Annotated in this window: 22 protein-coding genes; 19 read left to right on the top strand and 3 right to left on the bottom strand. The window is 57.0% G+C overall.

What is annotated here, in order from left to right; translation table 11 throughout:
- The first annotated feature begins 51 nt into the window (after positions 1-51).
- Complete coding sequence (locus tag ACWB12_RS09345) at positions 52-381, top strand: hypothetical protein (RefSeq protein WP_479529805.1); 330 nt, start codon at positions 52-54, stop codon at positions 379-381.
- A 216-nt stretch (positions 382-597) separates the two neighbouring features.
- On the opposite strand, the gene irrA is transcribed toward ACWB12_RS09345, so the two are convergent.
- On the bottom strand, positions 598-1,014 hold the full coding sequence (gene irrA, locus ACWB12_RS09340) for an iron response transcriptional regulator IrrA (protein ID WP_479529804.1): 417 nt from the start codon (positions 1,012-1,014) through the stop codon (positions 598-600).
- A 184-nt stretch (positions 1,015-1,198) separates the two neighbouring features.
- Between irrA and fabA the strand changes: the two genes are divergently transcribed.
- From fabA to ACWB12_RS09325, 3 genes are read left to right on the top strand one after another with little or no spacing between them, the layout of a single operon-like run.
- On the top strand, positions 1,199-1,711 hold the full coding sequence (fabA, locus tag ACWB12_RS09335; protein WP_479529803.1) for a bifunctional 3-hydroxydecanoyl-ACP dehydratase/trans-2-decenoyl-ACP isomerase: 513 nt from the start codon (positions 1,199-1,201) through the stop codon (positions 1,709-1,711).
- A gap of 11 nt (positions 1,712-1,722) precedes the next feature.
- A complete protein-coding gene (gene fabB, locus ACWB12_RS09330; RefSeq protein ID WP_479529802.1) occupies positions 1,723-2,949 on the top strand; it encodes a beta-ketoacyl-ACP synthase I in 1,227 nt (408 codons plus the stop codon).
- A 9-nt stretch (positions 2,950-2,958) separates the two neighbouring features.
- Complete coding sequence (locus tag ACWB12_RS09325; protein ID WP_479529801.1) at positions 2,959-3,747, top strand: enoyl-ACP reductase FabI; 789 nt, start codon at positions 2,959-2,961, stop codon at positions 3,745-3,747.
- A 38-nt stretch (positions 3,748-3,785) separates the two neighbouring features.
- Here the strand turns inward: ACWB12_RS09325 and ACWB12_RS09320 are convergent, their stop codons facing one another.
- A complete protein-coding gene (locus ACWB12_RS09320; RefSeq protein ID WP_479529800.1) occupies positions 3,786-4,391 on the bottom strand; it encodes a hypothetical protein in 606 nt (201 codons plus the stop codon).
- Positions 4,392-4,601: 210 nt separating this feature from the next.
- Here ACWB12_RS09320 and ppk2 point away from each other — a divergent pair, with 210 nt between their 5' ends.
- The 15 genes from ppk2 to ACWB12_RS09245 all read left to right on the top strand — a co-directional run bounded on the left by ppk2 (position 4,602) and on the right by ACWB12_RS09245 (position 18,611).
- Entirely contained in the window at positions 4,602-5,396 is a 795-nt protein-coding gene (gene ppk2 / locus ACWB12_RS09315; protein ID WP_479529799.1) for a polyphosphate kinase 2, read from the top strand.
- A gap of 221 nt (positions 5,397-5,617) precedes the next feature.
- The gene (locus ACWB12_RS09310; protein WP_479529798.1) at positions 5,618-6,304 is read left to right on the top strand and encodes a haloacid dehalogenase type II; all 687 of its coding nucleotides are present in this window, start codon (positions 5,618-5,620) and stop codon (positions 6,302-6,304) included.
- Positions 6,305-6,313: 9 nt separating this feature from the next.
- A complete protein-coding gene (locus ACWB12_RS09305) occupies positions 6,314-7,288 on the top strand; it encodes a threonine ammonia-lyase (RefSeq protein WP_479529797.1) in 975 nt (324 codons plus the stop codon).
- 4 nt (positions 7,289-7,292) lie between these two features.
- Positions 7,293-8,489 (top strand): endonuclease/exonuclease/phosphatase family protein, encoded by a 1,197-nt coding sequence (locus ACWB12_RS09300; RefSeq protein WP_479529796.1) that lies wholly within the window; start codon positions 7,293-7,295, stop codon positions 8,487-8,489.
- Positions 8,490-8,685: 196 nt separating this feature from the next.
- On the top strand, positions 8,686-9,855 hold the full coding sequence (pobA, locus tag ACWB12_RS09295; protein WP_479529795.1) for a 4-hydroxybenzoate 3-monooxygenase: 1,170 nt from the start codon (positions 8,686-8,688) through the stop codon (positions 9,853-9,855).
- Positions 9,855-10,649, top strand: coding sequence for a 3-oxoadipate enol-lactonase (pcaD, locus tag ACWB12_RS09290; protein WP_479529794.1), 795 nt, complete (start codon positions 9,855-9,857; stop codon positions 10,647-10,649). Before pobA ends, pcaD begins: the two co-directional genes overlap by 1 nt.
- Entirely contained in the window at positions 10,642-11,022 is a 381-nt protein-coding gene (gene pcaC, locus ACWB12_RS09285) for a 4-carboxymuconolactone decarboxylase (RefSeq protein ID WP_479529793.1), read from the top strand. Before pcaD ends, pcaC begins: the two co-directional genes overlap by 8 nt.
- Positions 11,019-11,741, top strand: coding sequence for a protocatechuate 3,4-dioxygenase subunit beta (gene pcaH, locus ACWB12_RS09280; protein ID WP_479529792.1), 723 nt, complete (start codon positions 11,019-11,021; stop codon positions 11,739-11,741). Before pcaC ends, pcaH begins: the two co-directional genes overlap by 4 nt.
- Positions 11,741-12,343, top strand: a complete 603-nt coding sequence (pcaG, locus tag ACWB12_RS09275; protein ID WP_479529791.1) for a protocatechuate 3,4-dioxygenase subunit alpha — start codon at positions 11,741-11,743, stop codon at positions 12,341-12,343. Before pcaH ends, pcaG begins: the two co-directional genes overlap by 1 nt.
- A gap of 3 nt (positions 12,344-12,346) precedes the next feature.
- On the top strand, positions 12,347-13,177 hold the full coding sequence (locus ACWB12_RS09270) for a 3-oxoadipate:acetyl-CoA acetyltransferase (protein WP_479529790.1): 831 nt from the start codon (positions 12,347-12,349) through the stop codon (positions 13,175-13,177).
- Positions 13,178-14,503 carry a class-II fumarase/aspartase family protein gene (locus tag ACWB12_RS09265; protein ID WP_479529789.1) on the top strand — a complete coding sequence of 442 codons (1,326 nt, stop codon included), beginning with the start codon at positions 13,178-13,180 and terminating at the stop codon, positions 14,501-14,503. It begins immediately after the preceding gene.
- A 53-nt stretch (positions 14,504-14,556) separates the two neighbouring features.
- Positions 14,557-15,765: a TCR/Tet family MFS transporter gene (locus tag ACWB12_RS09260; protein WP_479529788.1), complete on the top strand. Its 1,209-nt coding sequence runs from the start codon at positions 14,557-14,559 to the stop codon at positions 15,763-15,765.
- An 89-nt stretch (positions 15,766-15,854) separates the two neighbouring features.
- Positions 15,855-16,940, top strand: a complete 1,086-nt coding sequence (locus tag ACWB12_RS09255) for a Zn-dependent alcohol dehydrogenase (protein ID WP_479529787.1) — start codon at positions 15,855-15,857, stop codon at positions 16,938-16,940.
- Positions 16,937-18,175: a mandelate racemase/muconate lactonizing enzyme family protein gene (locus ACWB12_RS09250; RefSeq protein ID WP_479529786.1), complete on the top strand. Its 1,239-nt coding sequence runs from the start codon at positions 16,937-16,939 to the stop codon at positions 18,173-18,175. Before ACWB12_RS09255 ends, ACWB12_RS09250 begins: the two co-directional genes overlap by 4 nt.
- A gap of 148 nt (positions 18,176-18,323) precedes the next feature.
- Positions 18,324-18,611 carry an ArsR/SmtB family transcription factor gene (locus ACWB12_RS09245; RefSeq protein WP_479529807.1) on the top strand — a complete coding sequence of 96 codons (288 nt, stop codon included), beginning with the start codon at positions 18,324-18,326 and terminating at the stop codon, positions 18,609-18,611.
- Positions 18,612-18,800: 189 nt separating this feature from the next.
- On the opposite strand, the gene ACWB12_RS09240 is transcribed toward ACWB12_RS09245, so the two are convergent.
- Positions 18,801-20,072, bottom strand: a complete 1,272-nt coding sequence (locus ACWB12_RS09240; protein WP_479529785.1) for an FCSD flavin-binding domain-containing protein — start codon at positions 20,070-20,072, stop codon at positions 18,801-18,803.
- Positions 20,073-20,077: the final 5 nt, after the last annotated feature.

Here is a 20,077-nt window from a genome sequence, read left to right as displayed (position 1 = left end):
ATATAAGTATTCATACATATCCTACAAACATAACTCTCGAAAGGACTCAGTATGGAAATCTTGCTTCTCAACACACGAAATGATGCCTCCGAACTCGCAGCAAAGGGCTTCAGCGGGAGCTGGAGCTTAAACGCAAAGCGCGCCATTGGTTGTGATTACGTCGTCATTTGCGCATTGGGTGAGGGCACTGGAATGCTCGTCGGGAAGATGCGTGGCCTCATGCGCATTGACAACACCTCTCGGTTCGATGTTCATTTCAGCGAGTACGCCGAAATTAGCACTCCCGATGTCTGGGTTAGGACATCTCAAAATCCGGTCGGGTATGCTGACGCCAGCAGCCTACCAATTGACTTTGAAAAACTGACTTTCAATAAAGTCTAAGATAACAAACGGTGGTTTCTGGCAGAGGTTTTCGACCCCTCCAAAAACCACCGTTTGTTGAACGGCGACCCTGAAGCCGACATTGGTGCATGTGCTGCGAGCTGTCACTAAGTCCCGCACTGCTGACCTTGGGCTCAGGTGGTAACGGGAAAATGCAACGCTGCCATTCGCAAGTCAGCCCGCACCACATTTCAGGATTTCACGATAACAGTAGTGTTAAACCCGCCGCAGCCGGATCACCACATCCACCTTGCTCACTTCGGCACCGACGGGCGCTTGTGGCAGACGACAAATCTCCAATTGCTCGCTGGGAGCATCCATCAGTTCCTGACTGTCTTCCCAAAAGAAATGCGGGTGGTCCGACATATTGGTGTCAAAGTAGCTTTTCGCGCCATCCACCATAATCTCGCGCAACAACCCCGCCTCGCAAAACGCCCGCAGGGTGTTGTAAACTGTGGCCAGTGATACTTTTTCGCCGGACTTCAGAACCGACGCATACAGGCTCTCGGCGGTCACATGACGATCCTTGCCATCGCCCACCAGCAAGCCCGCCAAAGACAGACGTTGGCGCGTTGGCCGCAAACCCGCCCCGCTTAGCCAATGTGTTCCGCGTTCGGTCGCTATAGGTGTCATCGTCTTAAATCCCGTTATTCCCTTACTATATAAGGGGCAAACGGCTGGAATTACAATTGCAATTCATTCGCATTACGGATTCATTGTATTATTATCCTTGTGCGCAGCCGCTCTTGCCACCAATTATCACAGAATGGTAGAAGACCATGAAGGCAATGTAATATTTTAAGGGGGGCAAGGCTGAATGGCCAATTATCCAAGCAGTTTCACCAAAGACGATCTGATCAAATGCGCCAATGGCGATCTGTTCGGCCCCGGAAACGCGCAATTGCCGCTGCCGCCGATGCTGATGATGGACCGGATCACCGACGTGTCGGGCGATGGCGGCGAGCATGGCAAAGGCCACATCATTGCCGAATTCGATATTCACCCCGATCTATGGTTCTTCCCCTGCCACTTCCCCGGCAATCCGGTGATGCCCGGCTGTCTCGGCCTTGATGGTCTGTGGCAGTTGACCGGTTTCAACCTCGGCTGGCGCGGTATGCTCGGCCAAGGGTTTGCAATCGGCGTTGGCGAGGTCAAATTCTCCGGCATGGTTACGCCCGAAACCAAAATGATCACCTATAAAATCGATTTCACCCGCATTATTGACCGTCGCCTGAAACTGGGTGTGGCCGAAGGCATCATTCTGGCCGAAGGTGAACCAATCTATGCTGTTAAAGACCTCAAAGTCGGCCTTGCTGCCGTCAAAGACTAAGGAGAACGCATATGCGTCGCGTCGTTATCACCGGAATGGGCATCATTTCCTCGATCGGAAACAATGTCGAAGAAGTCACAGCCGCACTGAAATCGGGCAAATCCGGCATCATTGCCGCCCCAGATTACACAGAAAACGGCTTTCGCTCGCAAATCCACGGCATGCCGCAAATTGATGTGGCCGAGCATATCGACAAACGCAACCTGCGCTTCATGGGGCCGGGTGCGGCATATAATTTCATTGCTATGGAACAGGCGATTGCGGACAGTGGCCTTGAAGAAAGCGACGTTTCCAACCCGCGCACGGGGCTGGTCATGGGGTCTGGCGGCCCATCGACATCGAACTTTTTCAATGCCCACAAGATCGTGAAAGAAAAAGGCGCGCCAAAGCGTATGGGGCCTTTCATGGTGACACGCTGCATGTCGTCAACCAACTCGGCTTGCCTCGCCACCCCCTTCAAAATCAAGGGCGTGAACTACTCGATCACCTCGGCCTGCACCACATCCCTGCACTGCATCGGCAACGGGGTTGAACAAATCCAATTCGGCAAACAAGACATCGTTTTTGCGGGTGGCGGCGAAGAACTCGACTGGACCCTGTCCTGCCTGTTTGACGCCATGGGCGCGATGTCCAGCAAATATAACGACACCCCCGAAACCGCCAGCCGCGCCTTTGACGCCACCCGCGATGGGTTTGTCATTTCCGGCGGCGGCGGTGTGTTGGTTCTGGAAGAGTTGGAGCACGCACTGGCCCGTGGCGCCAAAATATACGCCGAAGTCACCGGCTACGGTGCCACTTCGGATGGACACGATATGGTCGCGCCTTCGGGCGAAGGGGCCGAACGTTCAATGAAGCTGGCGATGTCCACCCTTGGCGATCGCAAAGTCGATTATATCAACGCCCACGGCACCTCGACGCCAGCTGGCGACGTCACCGAAGTCCACGCCGTGCGCCGCGTGTTTGGCGAGGGTAAAACCCCGCCGATCACCTCGACCAAATCGGTCACCGGCCACTGTCTGGGCGGCGCTGGCGTTCACGAGGCAATCTATTCGCTGATCATGCTGGGCGGCGATTTCATCGCGCCTTCGGCCAATATTACCGAGCTGGACCCACAAATCCACGCCGATGAAATCTGCACCGAATTTCGCAAAGACGCAGGACTTGATACAGTCATTTCAAACAGCTTCGGCTTTGGTGGCACCAACGGCACCATCGCCATGAGCAAATATCACGGGTAATATTGAACGATGTCAGATTTGTTAAAAGGCAAACGCGGCCTGATTATGGGTGTCGCGAACCAGCGCTCCATCGCTTGGGGAATCGCCACGGCCATGGCGGCAGCAGGGGCCGAACTGGCCTTCACCTACCAAGGCGATGCCTTCGGTAAACGGGTTGAACCGCTGGCCGCTGAACTGGGGTCTAGCATTCTGGTCGATGTGGACGTCACCGATGACACCTCGATGGATCGCGCCTTTGATCAGATCAAAAACGAATGGGGCAGCTTGGATTTCGTCGTCCACGCGCTGGCGTTTTCCGACAAGGACGAGTTGACTGGCCGCTTCGTTGACACCTCGCGCGCCAACTTCAAAAACACGCTGGATATCTCCTGTTATTCGCTGATCGACGTGGCCCGCCGCGCCGCACCCTTGATGACCGATGGCGGCACCATCCTGACCTTGACCTTCCAAGGCTCCAACCGCGTGACCCCGTTTTATAACGTGATGGGGGTTGCCAAAGCAGCACTGGAATCGGCGGTGCGCTACCTTGCCAACGACCTTGGCCCAGACGGAATTCGCGTTAACGCAATCTCGCCCGGTCCAATGAAAACCCTCGCGGGTGCGGCCATCGGCGGGGCGCGCAAAACCTTTCGTGCGACCGAAGCCAACGCCCCGATGCGGGCCAACGCCACGCTCGAGGCCGTCGGCGGCACCGCCGTTTATCTGGCGTCAGATGCGGGCAACTGCACCACCGGCGAAATCATCCATGTGGATGGCGGCTATCACGTCTTGGGCATGGCGCAGCCGGAAAACCTGTAGTTTTATACACAGCGGTTGTCCTGCACCGACGGATGCAATCACCCCTTTGGCGGCGGGGGTTTTACCCCAGTCAAATCGGTGCGCAATTTTGCCTGAACTGGGTCAAACCCAACAGCATCTCCAAACTCTGAAAACCCCTTATAATGCGCATGCATGCCCTCTATATGGCGGGCGTGTTTGATCGGGCACCAATAGGCCTCGGTACGGGCGCCAATCTCGCGCACATAGGCGATGACCCCGTTGCAATACCCGCAATAGATACAATTCAGTTTCTGCAACCCGTTCAGATAGGCCAGATGCTGTCGATCAATCGCAATATAATCCCGCCGCCGCACCGGCGCGATTTTGTAGGCCCGAAAACACACGGCTTGGTAGATGCTAACAAACAGATCCAACAGCACAAACGGCAGGATCAGCCCATAAATCAGCGGGGCCGTCAGCACAACAACTGGGCGGGTCGCAGCCAGAAACGTCGCCAGTCTAACCCGCATGGAGCGGTGATACTGTCGCACGTCTTTCTCAAACACCACCCGCCCGTTTTCCATCCGGTAACGGATCGCCTCGCGCTGTTTTGCCAACTCGACTTCCAGTTGTTCCTGAAGGTCTCGTATCCCTGCCAGTATCCGCTCAATTGTATTTGGCATTTCTGTCCTCCCGAAAATGGTTCTGCCATGAGTGTAGAACACAAACCGGACCCTGTCTGCCCGGTATCCCAAAGCGGCAGGCTTCATGCCGATGGTGACGCCTTCTTTGGCATCGCACAACCCAGCCCCTGTAAACTTTCGCCTCGACCATCTGCCTCCGATAATCTAGCCTCCTCCAGATACGCGCGAACGTATTAAGGGGGATGCCAGATGGCCGACAAGAAAATTTCCAACAGTAAATACGAGGCCGAAATGGCCCGCCTGCAAATTGAACTGGTCAAAATGCAGGAATGGATCAAAACCAAGGGCCTAAAGGTCGTGGTGATCTTTGAGGGCCGCGATGCGGCTGGCAAAGGCGGCACCATCAAGCGGATCACCGAGCCGATGAACCCGCGCATCACCCGCGTCGTCGCCCTGCCAGCCCCTACCGAACGCGAAACCACCCAGTGGTATTTCCAGCGCTATGTCGCCCATCTGCCCTCGGCTGGCGAAATGGTGATCCTTGATCGCTCGTGGTATAATCGTGGTGGCGTTGAAAAAGTCATGGGCTTTTGCTCGGACGAGGAACATCAGGACTTCCTGCGCTCCTGCCCCGAGTTCGAGCGCATGCTTGTGCGCTCCGGTATCCTGCTGATCAAATACTGGTTCTCGGTGTCTGATGACGAACAGGAACGCCGCTTCCAGAAACGTCTGGTCACCCCGACCAAACGCTGGAAACTATCCCCAATGGATCTGGAATCGCGCAACCGCTGGGTGGAATATTCCAAGGCCAAAGACATCATGTTCGCCCACACCGACATCAAACAGGCCCCGTGGTATGTGGTGAATTCAGACGTGAAAAAACACGCGCGGATCAATTGCATCAACCACCTGCTGGCGCAGATCCCGTATGAGGATACAACGCCCGAACCGATCGTGCTGGAAGATCGGCCCGTGGTGCAAGGTTACGTGCGCCCGCCAATGGATGACCAGACTTTTGTCAAAGAGGCACATAGCAAACTCTAGCACCGCCGCCCCCTCTTCTTTTTCTAAATACCCGCCGTGCGCAGCGCATACCCGAGGATCCCTTGTGGGTCCGAGACATAAAGCGGCCCCATTGGGCCTCCATGTCACTGGAGGCCCTGATCATAGCGTATGTATAAAACCCATACGTTTTCCATACACTATCCACCCCCTTTTCACCCCGCACAACCTGTGCCACTCTCCCCTCAAAAGGAGCCGCTCCCATGCCCATCACCACCTGCATTTTTGACGCTTACGGTACCCTGTTCGACGTCGCCGCCGCCGCGCGGCAAGCCGCCACCGAACCGGGCCGTGAAGCTTTTGCCAAGGTCTGGCAAAAGCTGGCCAATGACTGGCGCCTGAAACAGCTGCAATACACATGGCTGCGTGCCGTGGCCGATGCCCACACCGATTTCTGGACCGTCACACAGGACGGACTGGATTGGGCGCTCGAGACCAACAATCTAACCGATCCTAACCTGCGTGAACGCCTGTTGGCCCTTTATTGGGAGCTGTCCGCCTACCCCGAAGTGCCCGCCATGCTGGGGGCCTTGAAAAAGGCTGGTTTGAACACCGCAATCCTGTCGAATGGCTCGCCCGACATGCTGGAGGGCGCGGTCAAATACGCGGGGCTAACCGAGGTGCTGGACGATGTGTTATCGGTTCAATCCGTTGGCGTATTCAAGCCGCACCACAGCGTCTATGCACTTGTGAATGAACGGTTTTCCTGCACATCAGATCAGGTTTTATTCGTGTCTTCCAACGGCTGGGACGCCGCATGCGCCACCGGTTACGGGTTCCAAACCGTCTGGGTCAACCGCGCGAATGAACCCGTGGATCGCCTGCCGTGGACCCCCGCCAGCACCCTGCCTGACCTCACCACAATCCCCGCCCTCGCCGCCTCGCTTTAAGGACCAATTATGAACATCGACATGATCAACGCCGCCGCCAAACGCCTGCAAGGCCGCGCCCGCCGCACCCCGCTGCTGTCCTCGCCATTCATCGATGAAATCGCCGGACGTCGCGTGCTGATCAAGGCCGAATGCCTGCAACACACCGGATCATTCAAATTCCGCGGTGCATGGTCGGCCCTATCTGCAATGGACCCCGAAACCCGTTCCCGCGGCGTAATCGCATTCTCCTCGGGCAACCACGCCCAAGGTGTGGCACTGGCTGCGCGTGAACATGGCACTTCCGCCGTGATCATCATGCCCGCCGATTCACCTGAAATAAAAATAAACAATACCAAGGTATTAGGCGCAGAAGTCGTGCTATACGACCGCGCTAGCGAAGATCGCGACGAGATCGGTGACCGCCTTGCAAATGAACGTAACCTGACCTTGGTCAAGCCGTTTGACGAACCTTTGGTGATCGCCGGTCAAGGCACCACCGGCCTTGAAATCGCCGCCCAAGCCGCTGAAATCGGCATCACTTCGGCGCAGGTTCTGGTGCCCTGTGGTGGTGGTGGTCTGACCTCTGGCGTCGCGCTGGCACTCGAAACTGAAGCGCCAGATATGCAGGTGCATCCGGTTGAGCCGGCAGGATTTGACGATGTGGCCCGCTCGCTAATCTCCGGCCAAATGGAATCTAACGCCAGCACCACAGGCTCTATCTGCGATGCCATAATCACCCCGACCGCCGGACACCTGACATTCCCTAACATGATACGCCTGTGCGGGGCGGGTCTGGTGGTGCCTGACGACGACTGCTTACGCGCCATGGCCGAGGCCTTTACTCGCCTGAAAATCGTTATCGAACCCGGCGGGGCAGTGGCATTGGCGGCCGCGCTCTATCACGGTAACTCACTGGAAAGTGACACAATAATCTGTGTTGCCTCTGGTGGTAATGTCGATGCGCCCCTATTCATAGACGCCTTGACCAAATACGGAAAGTAGACAGATGACCCGTTTTACGATTGCCAGCTTCAACGTTAAAAACCTGATCGGTGCCGATCAGGAATACTATCGTTTCATGTCCTACACGCCCGAGGAATACGCATGGAAAGAAGACTGGATGGCGGATCAGATCGTGAAAATGGATGCCGACATTGTCGGGCTACAGGAAATATTTGACGAAGAATCCCTAAGGGCCGTGATCGCCGAGGCCGACCGCCGTGGCATCGCCACCAACGAAGTCACCCTGCCCGACCGCAACAAGAGGTACGCCAAAAAAGCAATATTTCGCAAACTTGCCTATTCCCCCTACACCGACGCCGACATTGCCTTTGCCCCCAACGCCAATGACGGCCCCGCAGGCGAGCGCCGCCCCGGTGTTGCGATCCTGTCGCGCTTCGGCTTTATCGGCACGCCCGAGGTCATTCAGGACCTATCCCCCGCCCTGACCATCCCGATGCGCGATCTGGGCGGCGATGATAACGGCAGCTACACCGTTTCCCGCCTGTCGCGCCCGATCCTGAAGGCCCGCATTCCTGTTGGGGATCAGGTGGTTACCGTTTTTAACTGCCACCTGAAATCCAAGTTAGGTGAATACATCACGCCAGACGAGGCCGAGTATGCACCCGAAGCAGACCTGACCAATTACGACGCCACAGGTCGCGCATTGGGTGCTCTTCGCGCCGCCCTGCGCCGGATGGCCGAAGCATGGGTGCTGCGCCGTTTGATCGTTCAGGAACTCGAGGCTGGCAATCCTGTTATGGTTTTGGGCGATTTCAACGATGGTGAACATGCGGTGAGTTCGGAAATTATTTCAGGCGAGACCCCGTTCAAAAACTACAGCTGGATGCTGCGCCATGACGCACAAAAGGCCAATGATCGCTACAGCCGCGATGAAAACCTGCAAATCCAGGAGGCCGTGAATTCCATGCGGCTGCATTCGGCGGAAAAGCTGTTCGTGCGCAAATCCCTGCGCGATATGGTCTACACCTCGGCCTTTGGCGGGGTGTTTGAAAGCATCGACCAAATCCTGATGAGCCGTCATTTCCACCCCGATTATGACGAAAAAATCGGCGAGATGGAATATTTCAGCGTCTATAATGACCACATTACCGACGGCTCGCATGACGAGGCACCTTATAACAAACTGGCCTCGGATCACGGGCAGATCATGGCACATATGCAACTATTTGACCCTAGGTAAGGAATACCCGACTAGGCGTATTCCACTTTAAGTGCTATTCTAAATTCAGCCTGGTTATCTAGCCTCGGTGGCGTGTTCCCTCCCGACATGCAACCGAGGCTTTTTCATTTCTGATAGCTAAATGAGCGGTCCCGGCAGATTTAATTGACATTGCAAACTATATTCCCCGATACTGTGTGATAACGGGAGAATTCTAATGCGCACACAGGTCGCCATCATCGGCGGCGGGCCATCTGGCTTGCTGCTCAGCCAACTTTTGCATCGCAAGGGCATCGACACCGTAGTGCTGGAACGCAAAACCCGTGATTACGTGCTGGGCCGCATCCGTGCGGGCGTGCTCGAGGTCGGCTTCGTCAACCTGATGCGCGAGGCTGGCGTGGCCAAACGGATGGACGCCGAGGGGTTCACCCATGACGGCACGGTGATCGCCTATGACAACAGCCAGTTTCGCATTGATTTCACCAAACACACCGGCACCCCCGTGGTGGTTTACGGCCAGACCGAACTGACCCGCGATCTGTATGATGCCCGCGCAGCAATGGATGGCAAGATCATCTTTAACGCGAACGCCGTGCAAATCCACGGGGCCGATACGGTCGCGCCCTATGTCACCTATGATGTCGGCGATGGCGAGCAGCGGATTGATTGCGACTATATCGCGGGCTGTGACGGGTTCCACGGGGTCAGCCGCCAAACCATCCCCGATGACGTGCGCAACGACTATGAAAAAGCATATCCGTTTGGCTGGCTCGGCGTGCTGTCAGAAACCCCGCCAGTGCATCACGAATTGATCTACTCTAGCTCGGAACGCGGCTTTGCCCTGTGTTCCATGCGCCACGCCAACCTGTCACGCTACTACATTCAGGTGCCGCTGGATGACCCGTTGGGTAAATGGGACGATGCCAGATTCTGGGGCGAGCTGAAACGCCGCCTGCCCGAAAACACCGCTGACACTCTGATCACCGGCGACAGTATCGAAAAATCTATCGCCCCCTTGCGCAGTTTCGTCACCGAACCGATGCGTTGGGGCCGCCTGTTTCTGTGTGGTGATGCCGCCCACATCGTGCCGCCCACAGGGGCAAAAGGGCTGAACACGGCCGCCTCGGACATTCATTATTTGTATAACGGGCTGATCAATGCCTATCATGACAAGGACAATGAGGGGCTGCTGCGTTATTCAGAACGCGCTTTGGCGCGGATCTGGAAGGCCGAGCGGTTCAGCTGGTGGATGACCAACATGTTGCACCGCTTCCCCGATCAATCTGCGTTTGATTTGAAAATGCAGCGGGCCGATCTGGAGTTTTTACGCAGCAATGAGGCGGCGCAAAAGGTTCTGGCGGAAAATTATGTGGGGTTGCCATACTGATGCAGATGATCGATTTGAACGGGATTACGGTGCATTACGCGGATCAGGGTGATCCGAACGGCGCGCCCGTGGTTTTTTCCAATTCTCTGGGCACTGATTTTCGCCTCTGGGACCAGCTGCTGCCATTGCTACCCAAGGGCTTGCGGCTGATCCGCTATGACACCCGCGGTCACGGCCTGACCTCGGCCCCTGATGGGGATTACTTCATGGGTGATCTGGTCGCGGATGCGGCGGCATTGCTGGACCATCTGAAGGTCAAGAATTGCATCTTTGTCGGCCTGTCTATTGGCGGGATGATTGCGCAGGGGCTAGCCGCCGAACGCCTGGATTTGGTCCAGGCAATGGTGCTGTCCAATACAGCGGCCAAAATCGGCACCACGGCCATGTGGCAGGACCGGATGGCGGACGTGCGCAAGGGTGGTATCGAGGCACTGCAAGAGGCCATTCTGGAACGTTGGTTCGCGGCCCGCTGGCGCCGTGAAAATCCATCCACGCTGGCCGCATGGCGGCATATGCTGTGCCGCACCCCGATCAAAGGATACCTCGGCTGTTCAGCCGCGATTTCCGAGACCGACCTGTTTGATAGCACCGCCCGCCTGACCCAGCCAACGCTGGCGATTGCGGGGGCCGAGGATGGCTCCACCCCGCCGGACCTTGTGCGCGAAGCAGCCGACCTGATCAAAGGATCACAATTCCAGCTGATCCGCGGGGCGGCACATTTGCCATGTGTCGAACAGCCCGAAGAATATGCTGCCATCCTGACCACATTCCTAAAGGAGCAAGGCCATGTCTGACCGTTATGAAACCGGCATGAAAACACGGCGCGCCGTTTTGGGCGACGCCCATGTGGACCGCGCCGAGGCCGACAAAACCGCCTTTGACGCGCCCTTTCAGGAGATGATCACCGAGGGCGCATGGGGCACCCTGTGGTCACGCGACGAGATCACCAAGCGCGACCGCTCGCTGATCACTCTGGCGTTGCTTGCGGCGGGTGGCCATTGGGAAGAAGTGGCGATGCACATCCGCGCCACCGCCAACACAGGTGCCACCCCCGAGGAAGTGCGCGAGGTGTTCCTTCATGTGGCGATCTACGCCGGTGTGCCCGCCGCCAACCACGCCTTACGACTTGCCAAACGCACCTATGCCGAGATGAGGATTGAGCTATGAAGCCTGCCGAATACTATATGCGAGATCGCAAACACCATGCGCCTGCGCTTACGCCGGATTATAAAACGTCCGTCACTCGCTCGCCGCAATACGCGCTGCTGTCTCTGGAAAATTCGCTGTCCGAAATCACCGGCCCTGTGTTCAGCCACAACGACATTGATCCGCTGGATAACGACCTGATCAAGAACTACAGTCACGGAGGTGATCCGATTGGCGAGCGCATCATCGTGCATGGCCGTGTGTTGGACGAAAACGCCCGCCCCGTGCCCAATACCATGGTGGAAATCTGGCAGGCCAACGCTGGCGGGCGCTATCGGCACAAGAAAGATACCTATCTTGCGCCGGTTGACCCTAATTTTGGCGGCTGCGGGCGCACCATGACAGACGCGGATGGCTACTACTACTTTCGCACCGTGAAACCGGGCGCCTACCCTTGGCGTAACTGGGTCAACAACTGGCGGCCCGCCCACATCCACATGTCGATCTTTGGCGCGGCCTTTGCCCAGCGGCTGATCACGCAACTGTATTTCGAGGGCGACCCGCTGATTGCCAAATGCCCCATCGTGCAGACAGTGCCGGACGCCGACGCAATTGACCAGATGGTGGCGAAACTGGATATGAACGCAACCATTCCACTCGATAGCATCGCTTACCGTTTTGACATCGTGCTGCGGGGGCGACGCTCGACCCTGTTTGAAAACCGGCTGGAGGGCAATTGATGGATTACCTGAAAGAAACTCCGTCGCAAACCGCTGGCCCATACGTTCACATTGGCCTTGCGCCACAGGCCGCTGGGTTTGATATTTTCAAACAGGAACTTGGCTGGGATATCGCAGGTCCAAATGCGGCGGGCGAACGCATTCGCATTGAGGGTTGCGTTTATGACGGCACGGGTGCGCCCGTGAAGGACGTGCTGCTTGAGGCATGGCAGGCCAATGCGGCAGGCCATTATGCCCACCCCGAAGACGGGCGCGATGTCGAGGATGGATTTCGCGGCTGGGGCCGTGTGATCACCGATTTTGACACGGGGCTGTGGGGGGTTGACACCGTCAAGCCTGGCGTCACCAAAGGGCGGAACGGCACAACCCAAGCCCCACATATCAACCTGTGGATCGTGGCACGTGGTATCAATCTGGGCCTGAACACGCGTATCTATTTTGAGGATTGCGACAACAGCGCGGATCCCGTGCTGAACCTGATTGAACAGGTCCACCGCCGCAAAACCCTGATTGCCACACGGGTTGAGAATAGCAAAGGCGTGACTTATCGCTTTGATGTCCATATTCAGGGCACAGGCGAAACCGTATTTCTGGATATCTGACCCATGCCAAACCCCTGCATCATCTGCGTTGCGATCACCGGTTCCGTGCCGCAGAAATCCAACAATCCGGCGGTGCCGATCACCATCGCGGAACAAATCGAGAGCACCCATGCGGCGTTTGAGGCGGGGGCCAGCATCGCCCATTGCCATGTGCGCCAAGACGACGGCACCCCTACGTCCGATCCCGACCGTTTCGCCCTATTGATGGAAGGCATCCGTACGCATTGCCCCGATATGCTTGTCCAACTTTCCACTGGTGGACGTTCTGGTGCGGGGCAGGAGCGCGGCGGGATGTTGCCCTTGCGCCCCGACATGGCATCGTTGTCGGTCGGGTCCAACAACTTTCCGACGCGGGTCTATGAAAACCAACCTGATCTGGTTGATTGGCTTGCGTCCGAGATGCTGAAATACAACATCAAGCCAGAGATAGAAGCCTTTGATCTAAGCCACATATTCCAAGCTGTGAAAATGCAAGCCGATGGCCGCTTGCAAGGCCCGTTATACGTGCAATTCGTCATGGGTGTAAAAAACGCCATGCCTGTTGATAAGCACGTCTTTGACTTCTACATCGCCACCCTGAACCGTCTAGCCCCCGACGCCCAGTGGTGCGGCGCGGGCGTGGGTGCAGGACAGATCGCCGTCAACGAATGGGCCATTGCCGCAGGTGGACATACCCGCACGGGGCTTGAGGATAATATGCGGCTGGACCGCGACACGCTGGCGCCATCCAACGCCGCCTTGGTCGCGCGGGTTGTGGACCTGTGCGCCAAATATAACCGCCCCGTAGCCACGCCAAAACAGGCCCGCGCCATCCTTGGACTGGGGGAGGCATAGATGACTGCCACCCCTTTTGATAGCGCAATGTTTCGCGGGCTGTTTGGCGATGCCGAGGTGGGGAAATTATTCACCGACAGCGCCGAAGTCCGCGCCATGCTGCTGATTGAGGGGGCGCTGGCACAGGCACAGGCCGAGCTTGGCATCATCCCTGTTGAAGCGGGAGCATTCATCAAACGCGCCACGCTGGAGGTGCAGATCGACCCATCGGGTTTATCGACAGAAACGGGGGTAAATGCCGTTGTCGTGCCTGCATTGGTCAAAGCGTTCCACGCCGCAACGGATGCACCGGAACATACGCAATATTTCCACTGGGGTGCGACATCGCAAGATATTATTGACACGGCGCTGGTTCTACGGCTGAAACAGGTTGTGGCGATCTTTGAAGGCCGTCTTTCGGGTATCCTCAAGTCCCTTAGCGCTCTCGCAGATACCCACGCCGACCTACCGATGGCGGGCCGCACTTATGGCCAAATCGCCTCGCCCACCACGTTCGGGGCAACGATTGCCAGTTGGGGCACGCCCCTGATCACACACCTGACGCGCCTGAATGAACTGCGCCCGCGCCTATTGCGGGTCAGCCTGTCGGGGGCGGCTGGCACGCTTTCAATGATCAATGAAAGTGCTGAGTTGCGCACAAAGTTGGCGGCCTCGCTGGGGCTTGCAGACAGCCCCGCCGCATGGCACAGCACCCGTGATAGCATCGCCGAATTTGCCGGATGGATGACGCTGGTGGCGGGCAGTCTGGGTAAAATGGGTGAGGATTTATTGCTGCTGACGCAATCCGGCATCAACGAAGTCAGCTTGGGCAGGGGCGGCTCGTCCTCCACCATGCCGCAGAAATCCAATCCGGTTTTACCGTCGCTACTGGTCGCATTGGCACACCAAACCACAGCCCTTAACAGCGCCATTCAAGGCGCGGTGGTGCATCGCCAACAACGCGACGGTGCCGCGTGGTTTATGGAGTGGATGAACATCGGGCAAATCTGCATGGCCTGTGCCCGCGCCCTGTCGACCGCCAGTGAATTGGCCGGCAGCATGACCCCCAACGCCAGCACAATGGTCGAAAATATCGACGATGGTCTGGGCTTGATCTATGCCGAAGCACTAAGTTTCGCATTAACCAGTACCATGCCCCGCCCCGACGCCCAAGCCGCGGTGAAACGGCTGTGCCTACAGGTGAAATCCGAAAACATCCCGCTGCCCGATCTGGCCGCATCCACTTGGCCTGATCTGGACACAACGGGCCTGTTCAGCCCCACTGCACAATTGGGCGATGCGCCTATGCAAGCCCACACATTTGCCAAAGCTGCAAAAGCATATTGAACTATTTAGTTTAGATTGCTAACAATCTGGGATCAGCACAGGACCCTAACCCCATGAAAACCCACCTTCCTATCCTTTTCATCATGATTACACTTGTGATCGACGCGATGGGTATCGGGCTGATCATGCCGGTGATGCCCGACCTGATCCGCGAACTGCGCAATACTGATCTGGCCTCGGCGGCCCTTTGGGGCGGGGTGCTGGCGACAAGTTTTGCAGTGATGCAGTTCCTGTTCTCGCCCACTATTGGCAACCTTTCCGACCGATTTGGCAGGCGTCGCGTGCTGCTGGTTTCACTGTTTTTCATGACGCTGGACTATCTGGTGATGGCCGTGGCCGGCACCATCTGGCTGTTGTTGGCAGGGCGCATCGTTGGCGGTATTACGGCGGCCACCCAATCCACAGCTACCGCCTATATGGCCGATATTTCCACCGCCAAAGACAAAGCTAAAAACTTCGGGCTTGTCAGTGCCGCCTTTGGCATCGGCTTTGTGCTTGGCCCGCTGATCGGCGGGTTACTGTCAACATTCGGCCCGCGCGCACCGTTCTACGCTGCAGCCGCCCTTGCTGCTGCCAACTTCACCTTTGGCTATTTCATCCTGCCCGAAACTGTGACCGATGCGATCCGCCGCCCGTTTGAGTGGCGTCGTGCCAACCCGTTGGGGGCATTCAAACACATCGGTCATCTACCTGGCCTGCGCGCCCTGTTGACCGTGCATTTCCTCTATTCCATCGCCTTCTTTGTCTACCCTGCGGTCTGGGCCTATTTCACCCGCGAACGGTTTGGCTGGGATGGGCTGATGGTGGGGTATTCACTGGCAGCTTTCGGCATTTCGATGGCTGTGGTGCAGGGTGGATTAATCCGCCTGATCATCCCACGCATTGGCGAGGTGAAAACCGTATTACTGGGCCTGACCATCAACATGATCTCGTTTTTCGCGCTGGCAACCATTCCGAACGGTTGGGTCGTGCTGGCGCTGACCCCCCTCACAGCCTTGGGTGCGATCACCGGCCCCGCATTGCTGTCGATCATGTCCCGCGCAGCGGACGACAACCAACAGGGCGAATTACAAGGCTTGCTGGGCAGTGTTGGGTCCATCGGAATGATCCTGTCACCGATCCTGATGACCCAGACGTTTAGTTACTTTAGCTCGGCCAATGCCCCGATCTATATGCCGGGTGCTCCATTCCTGTTGTCGATGGGGCTGATCGCCATCTGTATCGGGGTTTATCTGTCCGCGAACAAACCCTGTCGCGCCTGAAATCATCCGCTTGCGACATGTTTTGACGCGAACGGGCCTTGCCATGACGGGAGGTTTCCTTGCACCCTGCATAGAACAGGAGAGCAAATATGACCCAGATCCGCGCCGCCGTTGCCCATGAATTCGGCCCCCCCCTAACCGTTGAAACCGTGAACCTACGTCCGCCCACGGCCGGCGAAGTCGAAGTCACGCTAGAGGCCTGCGCAATCTGCCATTCCGACATTTCCTTTATGGACGGCGGCTGGGGTGGCAATCTGCCAGCGGTTTATGGGCACGAGGCGGCAGGCAAGGTCACGGCAGTTGGGGTGGGCGTCAAAGGCTATGACCTAGGCAATACCGTCATCGTCACCCTGATCCGCGCCTGTGGCGACTGCATCCCCTGCGCCAGCGGCAAACCCGTTGCCTGCGCCACGCCTACCAAAATGGACGGGCCAATCACCACGGCTGATGGTGGCCCTGTAGAACAGGCAATGGCGTGCGGCGCGTTCGCCGAAAAGGTGGTGGTTGACCCCAGCCAGTTGGCCCATATCCCCACCGATATGCCGATGGAGGCGGCCTGTTTGCTGTCTTGTGGCGTGATCACCGGCGTTGGCGCTGTGGTCAACACCGCTGGCCTGCGCCCCGGTCAAACGGCTGTGGTCATCGGGGCGGGCGGCGTCGGGTTGAACGCCATTCAGGGCGCACGGATTGCGGGCGCGGCCAAGATCATCGCGGTGGATATGCTCGAGGATAAACTGGGCGCGGCGATGGAATTTGGCGCGACCCACGGAGTTCTGGCCAGCAATCCAAAACCGTGGGGTGCTGTGCGCAAAATCACCGGTGGCAAAATGGCTGATGCTGTGTTCGTCACAGTCGGGGCCATTTCCGCCTATGAAACCGCGCCACGCTATCTGGCAGCGGGCGGAAAAATGGTGATGGTCGGCATGCCCCATTCCGGCGACAAAGCCAGTTACGAGCCGGTGATCATCGCCGCAACTGGCCAAGCGATGATCGGCACAAAAATGGGTGACGTGGTTCTGAAACGCGACATCCCGTGGATGATCGACCTGTATCAGCAGGGCCGTTTGAAACTGGATGAACTGGTGTCGGGCCGCTACACGCTGGAGCAGATCAACGAAGCAATTGCCGACACCCGCACAGGGGCTGCGCGGCGCAACGTGATCCTGTTCAAATGAAGCTGCAAGACCTTGAAATATTCGTGGTCGCGCCCCCAACTCCCGGATGGGGCGGGCGGTATTGGATATTCACCAAACTGACCACAGCTTGCGGCATCACGGGGTATGGCGAATGTTATGCGTCATCCGTTGGACCCGAGGCGATGAAGGCGGTAATCAGCGACGTATTCGCTCGCCACATGCAGGGTGAAAACCCTGAAAACATAGAACTGATGTTCCGCCGCGCCTACTCCGCCGGTTTCACCCAGCGACCTGATCTGACGGTGATGGGCGCGTTTTCCGGCCTTGAGATCGCCTGTTGGGATATACTGGGCAAAGCACGGAACCGCCCCGTTTGGGCATTGCTGGGTGGGATGATGAACGAGCGTTTGCGCTCTTACACTTACCTTTACCCGCTGCCCGATCAAGACCCAGACGCGTTCTGGGCCTCGCCCGAAATGGCCGCCGAATGTACTGCCGAACTGGTCGCGCAGGGGTTTACCGCAGTTAAATTCGACCCCGCCGGCCCCTACACCATCCGCGGCGGCCACATGCCTGCGATGTCAGACATCTCCCGCACAGTGGCGTTTTGCAAAGCAATCCGCGAGGCTGTGGGCGGCAAGGCCGACCTGCTGATCGGCACCCACGGGCAGTTTTCCACCGCTGGTGCAATCCGGCTGGGCCGCGCGCTGGAACCCTATCAACCGCTTTGGTTCGAGGAACCCGTGCCGCCAGACAATGTTGGCGAAATGGCCAAAGTTGCCAGCGCCTGCACCATCCCTGTCGCCACCGGCGAGCGCCTGACCACCAAGGCAGAATTTGCGCCCGTGTTGCGGGCCGGTGCCGCCACCATCCTGCAACCCGCCTTGGGTCGTACAGGCGGCATATGGGAATGCAAGAAAATCGCCGCGATAGCCGAGGTTTACAACGCACAAATAGCCCCGCATCTATATGCGGGCCCTGTGGAGTGGGCCGCAAACATCCATTTTGGTGCCTCTATCCCCAACCTGCTGATGGTGGAAACCATCCAGACCGGCGGCGCGTTCCATATGGCATTGATCAAAAACTCGATCACATGGGAGGGTGGCTATGTCCTACCCCCCACCGCGCCGGGGCTGGGCATAGACTTTGACGAGGTTCTGGCCCGCGCCCACCCCTATACCGGCACGGGGCTGCATTTGGAAATGCAGGAAGCGCCCTGTAACTACAGCGAGGAAAACAAATTCGAAGGCGGTGCGCCGATGCGTAAAAATTAGCAAACCTGCGCGATATTCTCGCTTTTTGTGAAAAGCCATGCTAATATGCGAATACGAATAGGATTTTTATAAAATAAGGGTGTGGATTTTGGCTCCTACAGCAAATGCGTATAAAGACGATGACGAAGCTCCGGTTAATCCAAATGATATGATTACCCAGTCTCAGGCAGCCGCCAGTTTTCTAAAGGCGCTGTCCCACGAGGGACGCTTGATGATCCTGTGCCACCTATCATCCGGTGAAAAATCCGTGACCGAACTGGAACAGCTGTTGTCCACGCGGCAAGCCGCCGTCAGCCAGCAATTGGCGCGTCTGCGTTTGGAAGGGTTGGTCAGCTGTCGCCGTGACGGCAAAGTGATGTTTTACGCCTTGTCCGACAACAAAGCTCGCCAGATGATTGATCTGGTTTATAAACTTTTCTGCCAGTTTGACGGGTAATAGAAAGTCGCCTTGAAGAAGCATCGGGCCTGTCTTTGATTACATGTATTTTTATACGCCGGAATCGTTGGGTTTAGCCTACTGATTTTCCACGTAACAAACTGATATCACAACGAATTTAGGCCACGCTAGTTTCCCGCCGCGGCCCTTATCACTCAGTGCATATCGCGTGAAATTGAATTCACACACTTAGCCAAACATGTCTGCCGTAATCCCGTCATACCAGCCAACGCTTTCCTCATACGTTGCCTTGCGCAGGGCCGCGGCCTCACCCGTTTTACTGATGAACCCGTCCGTTTTGGCAATCTTTTCATCCGTTGCCTCGTAAGACGCGCCAACCTTGATACCATCATCAGTATCAATCAGCGACCAGCAGGTGTTAGTGAATTTGGCAGGGAATACTTTGGACCCTGTCAACGCACCACGAATGGCCATCGCCGCCACTTTGGCCTGCGAATTAGCTGCAAAGCCGGATTTCGGCATATCGCCCTGATGGCTAGAATCGCCCAGAACATGGATGTTCTCATCCGCTTTGGTCGCCATCGTCGACGCATGCACAGGTGCCCAACCAGCGTCATTTGTGACACCGGCAATTTCGGCGATCTTGCCCGCTTTCATCGCCGGAATAACGTTGCACACGTCAACCTTGGTCACTTCGCCGTCAATCAGTACTTCCATTGCATCGGGGCGCACTTCGACCTTGTCACCGCCAAAATCAGGACCGACCCATTCGATCATCCCGTCGTAATGGGTTGACCAGCCATCCTGAAACAAACCTTGCTTGCTGAATTTTGGCTTGGGATCGACAATCAGGATTTTGCCTGTCGGGTTGTTGGCCTTCAGATGATGCGCCACCATCGACACCCGCTCGTACGGTCCGGGTGGGCAGCGGAACGGGTTGGGGGGCGCGACCATGCAATAGGTTCCGCCTTGTGGCATTGCCTCTAGCTGCGCCTTCAGCAACTGGGTTTGCGAGCCCGCCTTATAGGCATGTGGCATCTTTTGCTGGGCAGTTACGTCCCAACCGGGCACAGCACCCTCCTTGAAGTCAATCCCCGGACTTAAAACCAAACGGTCATATGGCAATGTGCTACCACCGGCCAGCGTTACGGTTTTGGCATCGCGGTCCACACCAATAGCCCAGTCATGGATCACGTTAATGCCATAGTCAGCGGCCAGTTTCCCGTAAGTGTGCCCAATCGAGGAAAACTCGCGAAAGCCCCCGATATAGAGGTTCGAGAAAAAGCAGGTGTAATAGGTGCGCGTCGGCTCAACCAGCGTCACATCAATCATGCCTTTGCTGTCCTTGGCCAGATAGCGGGCAACGGTTGCACCGCCTGCCCCACCGCCAATAACGACGACTTTGGGTCTGCCGTGGGCTGCCGCCATCACCATTGGGGCCGAAAGCGTTGCCGATACGGCCGCTGCGGATCCAATAAAGTTACGTCTGTTTAGTTTCATTTCCT

This window comes from Profundibacter sp., assembly GCF_056498605.1.
The sequence above is the reverse complement of the archived record's forward strand: the minus strand, read 5'-3'. Positions and strand labels throughout refer to the sequence as shown.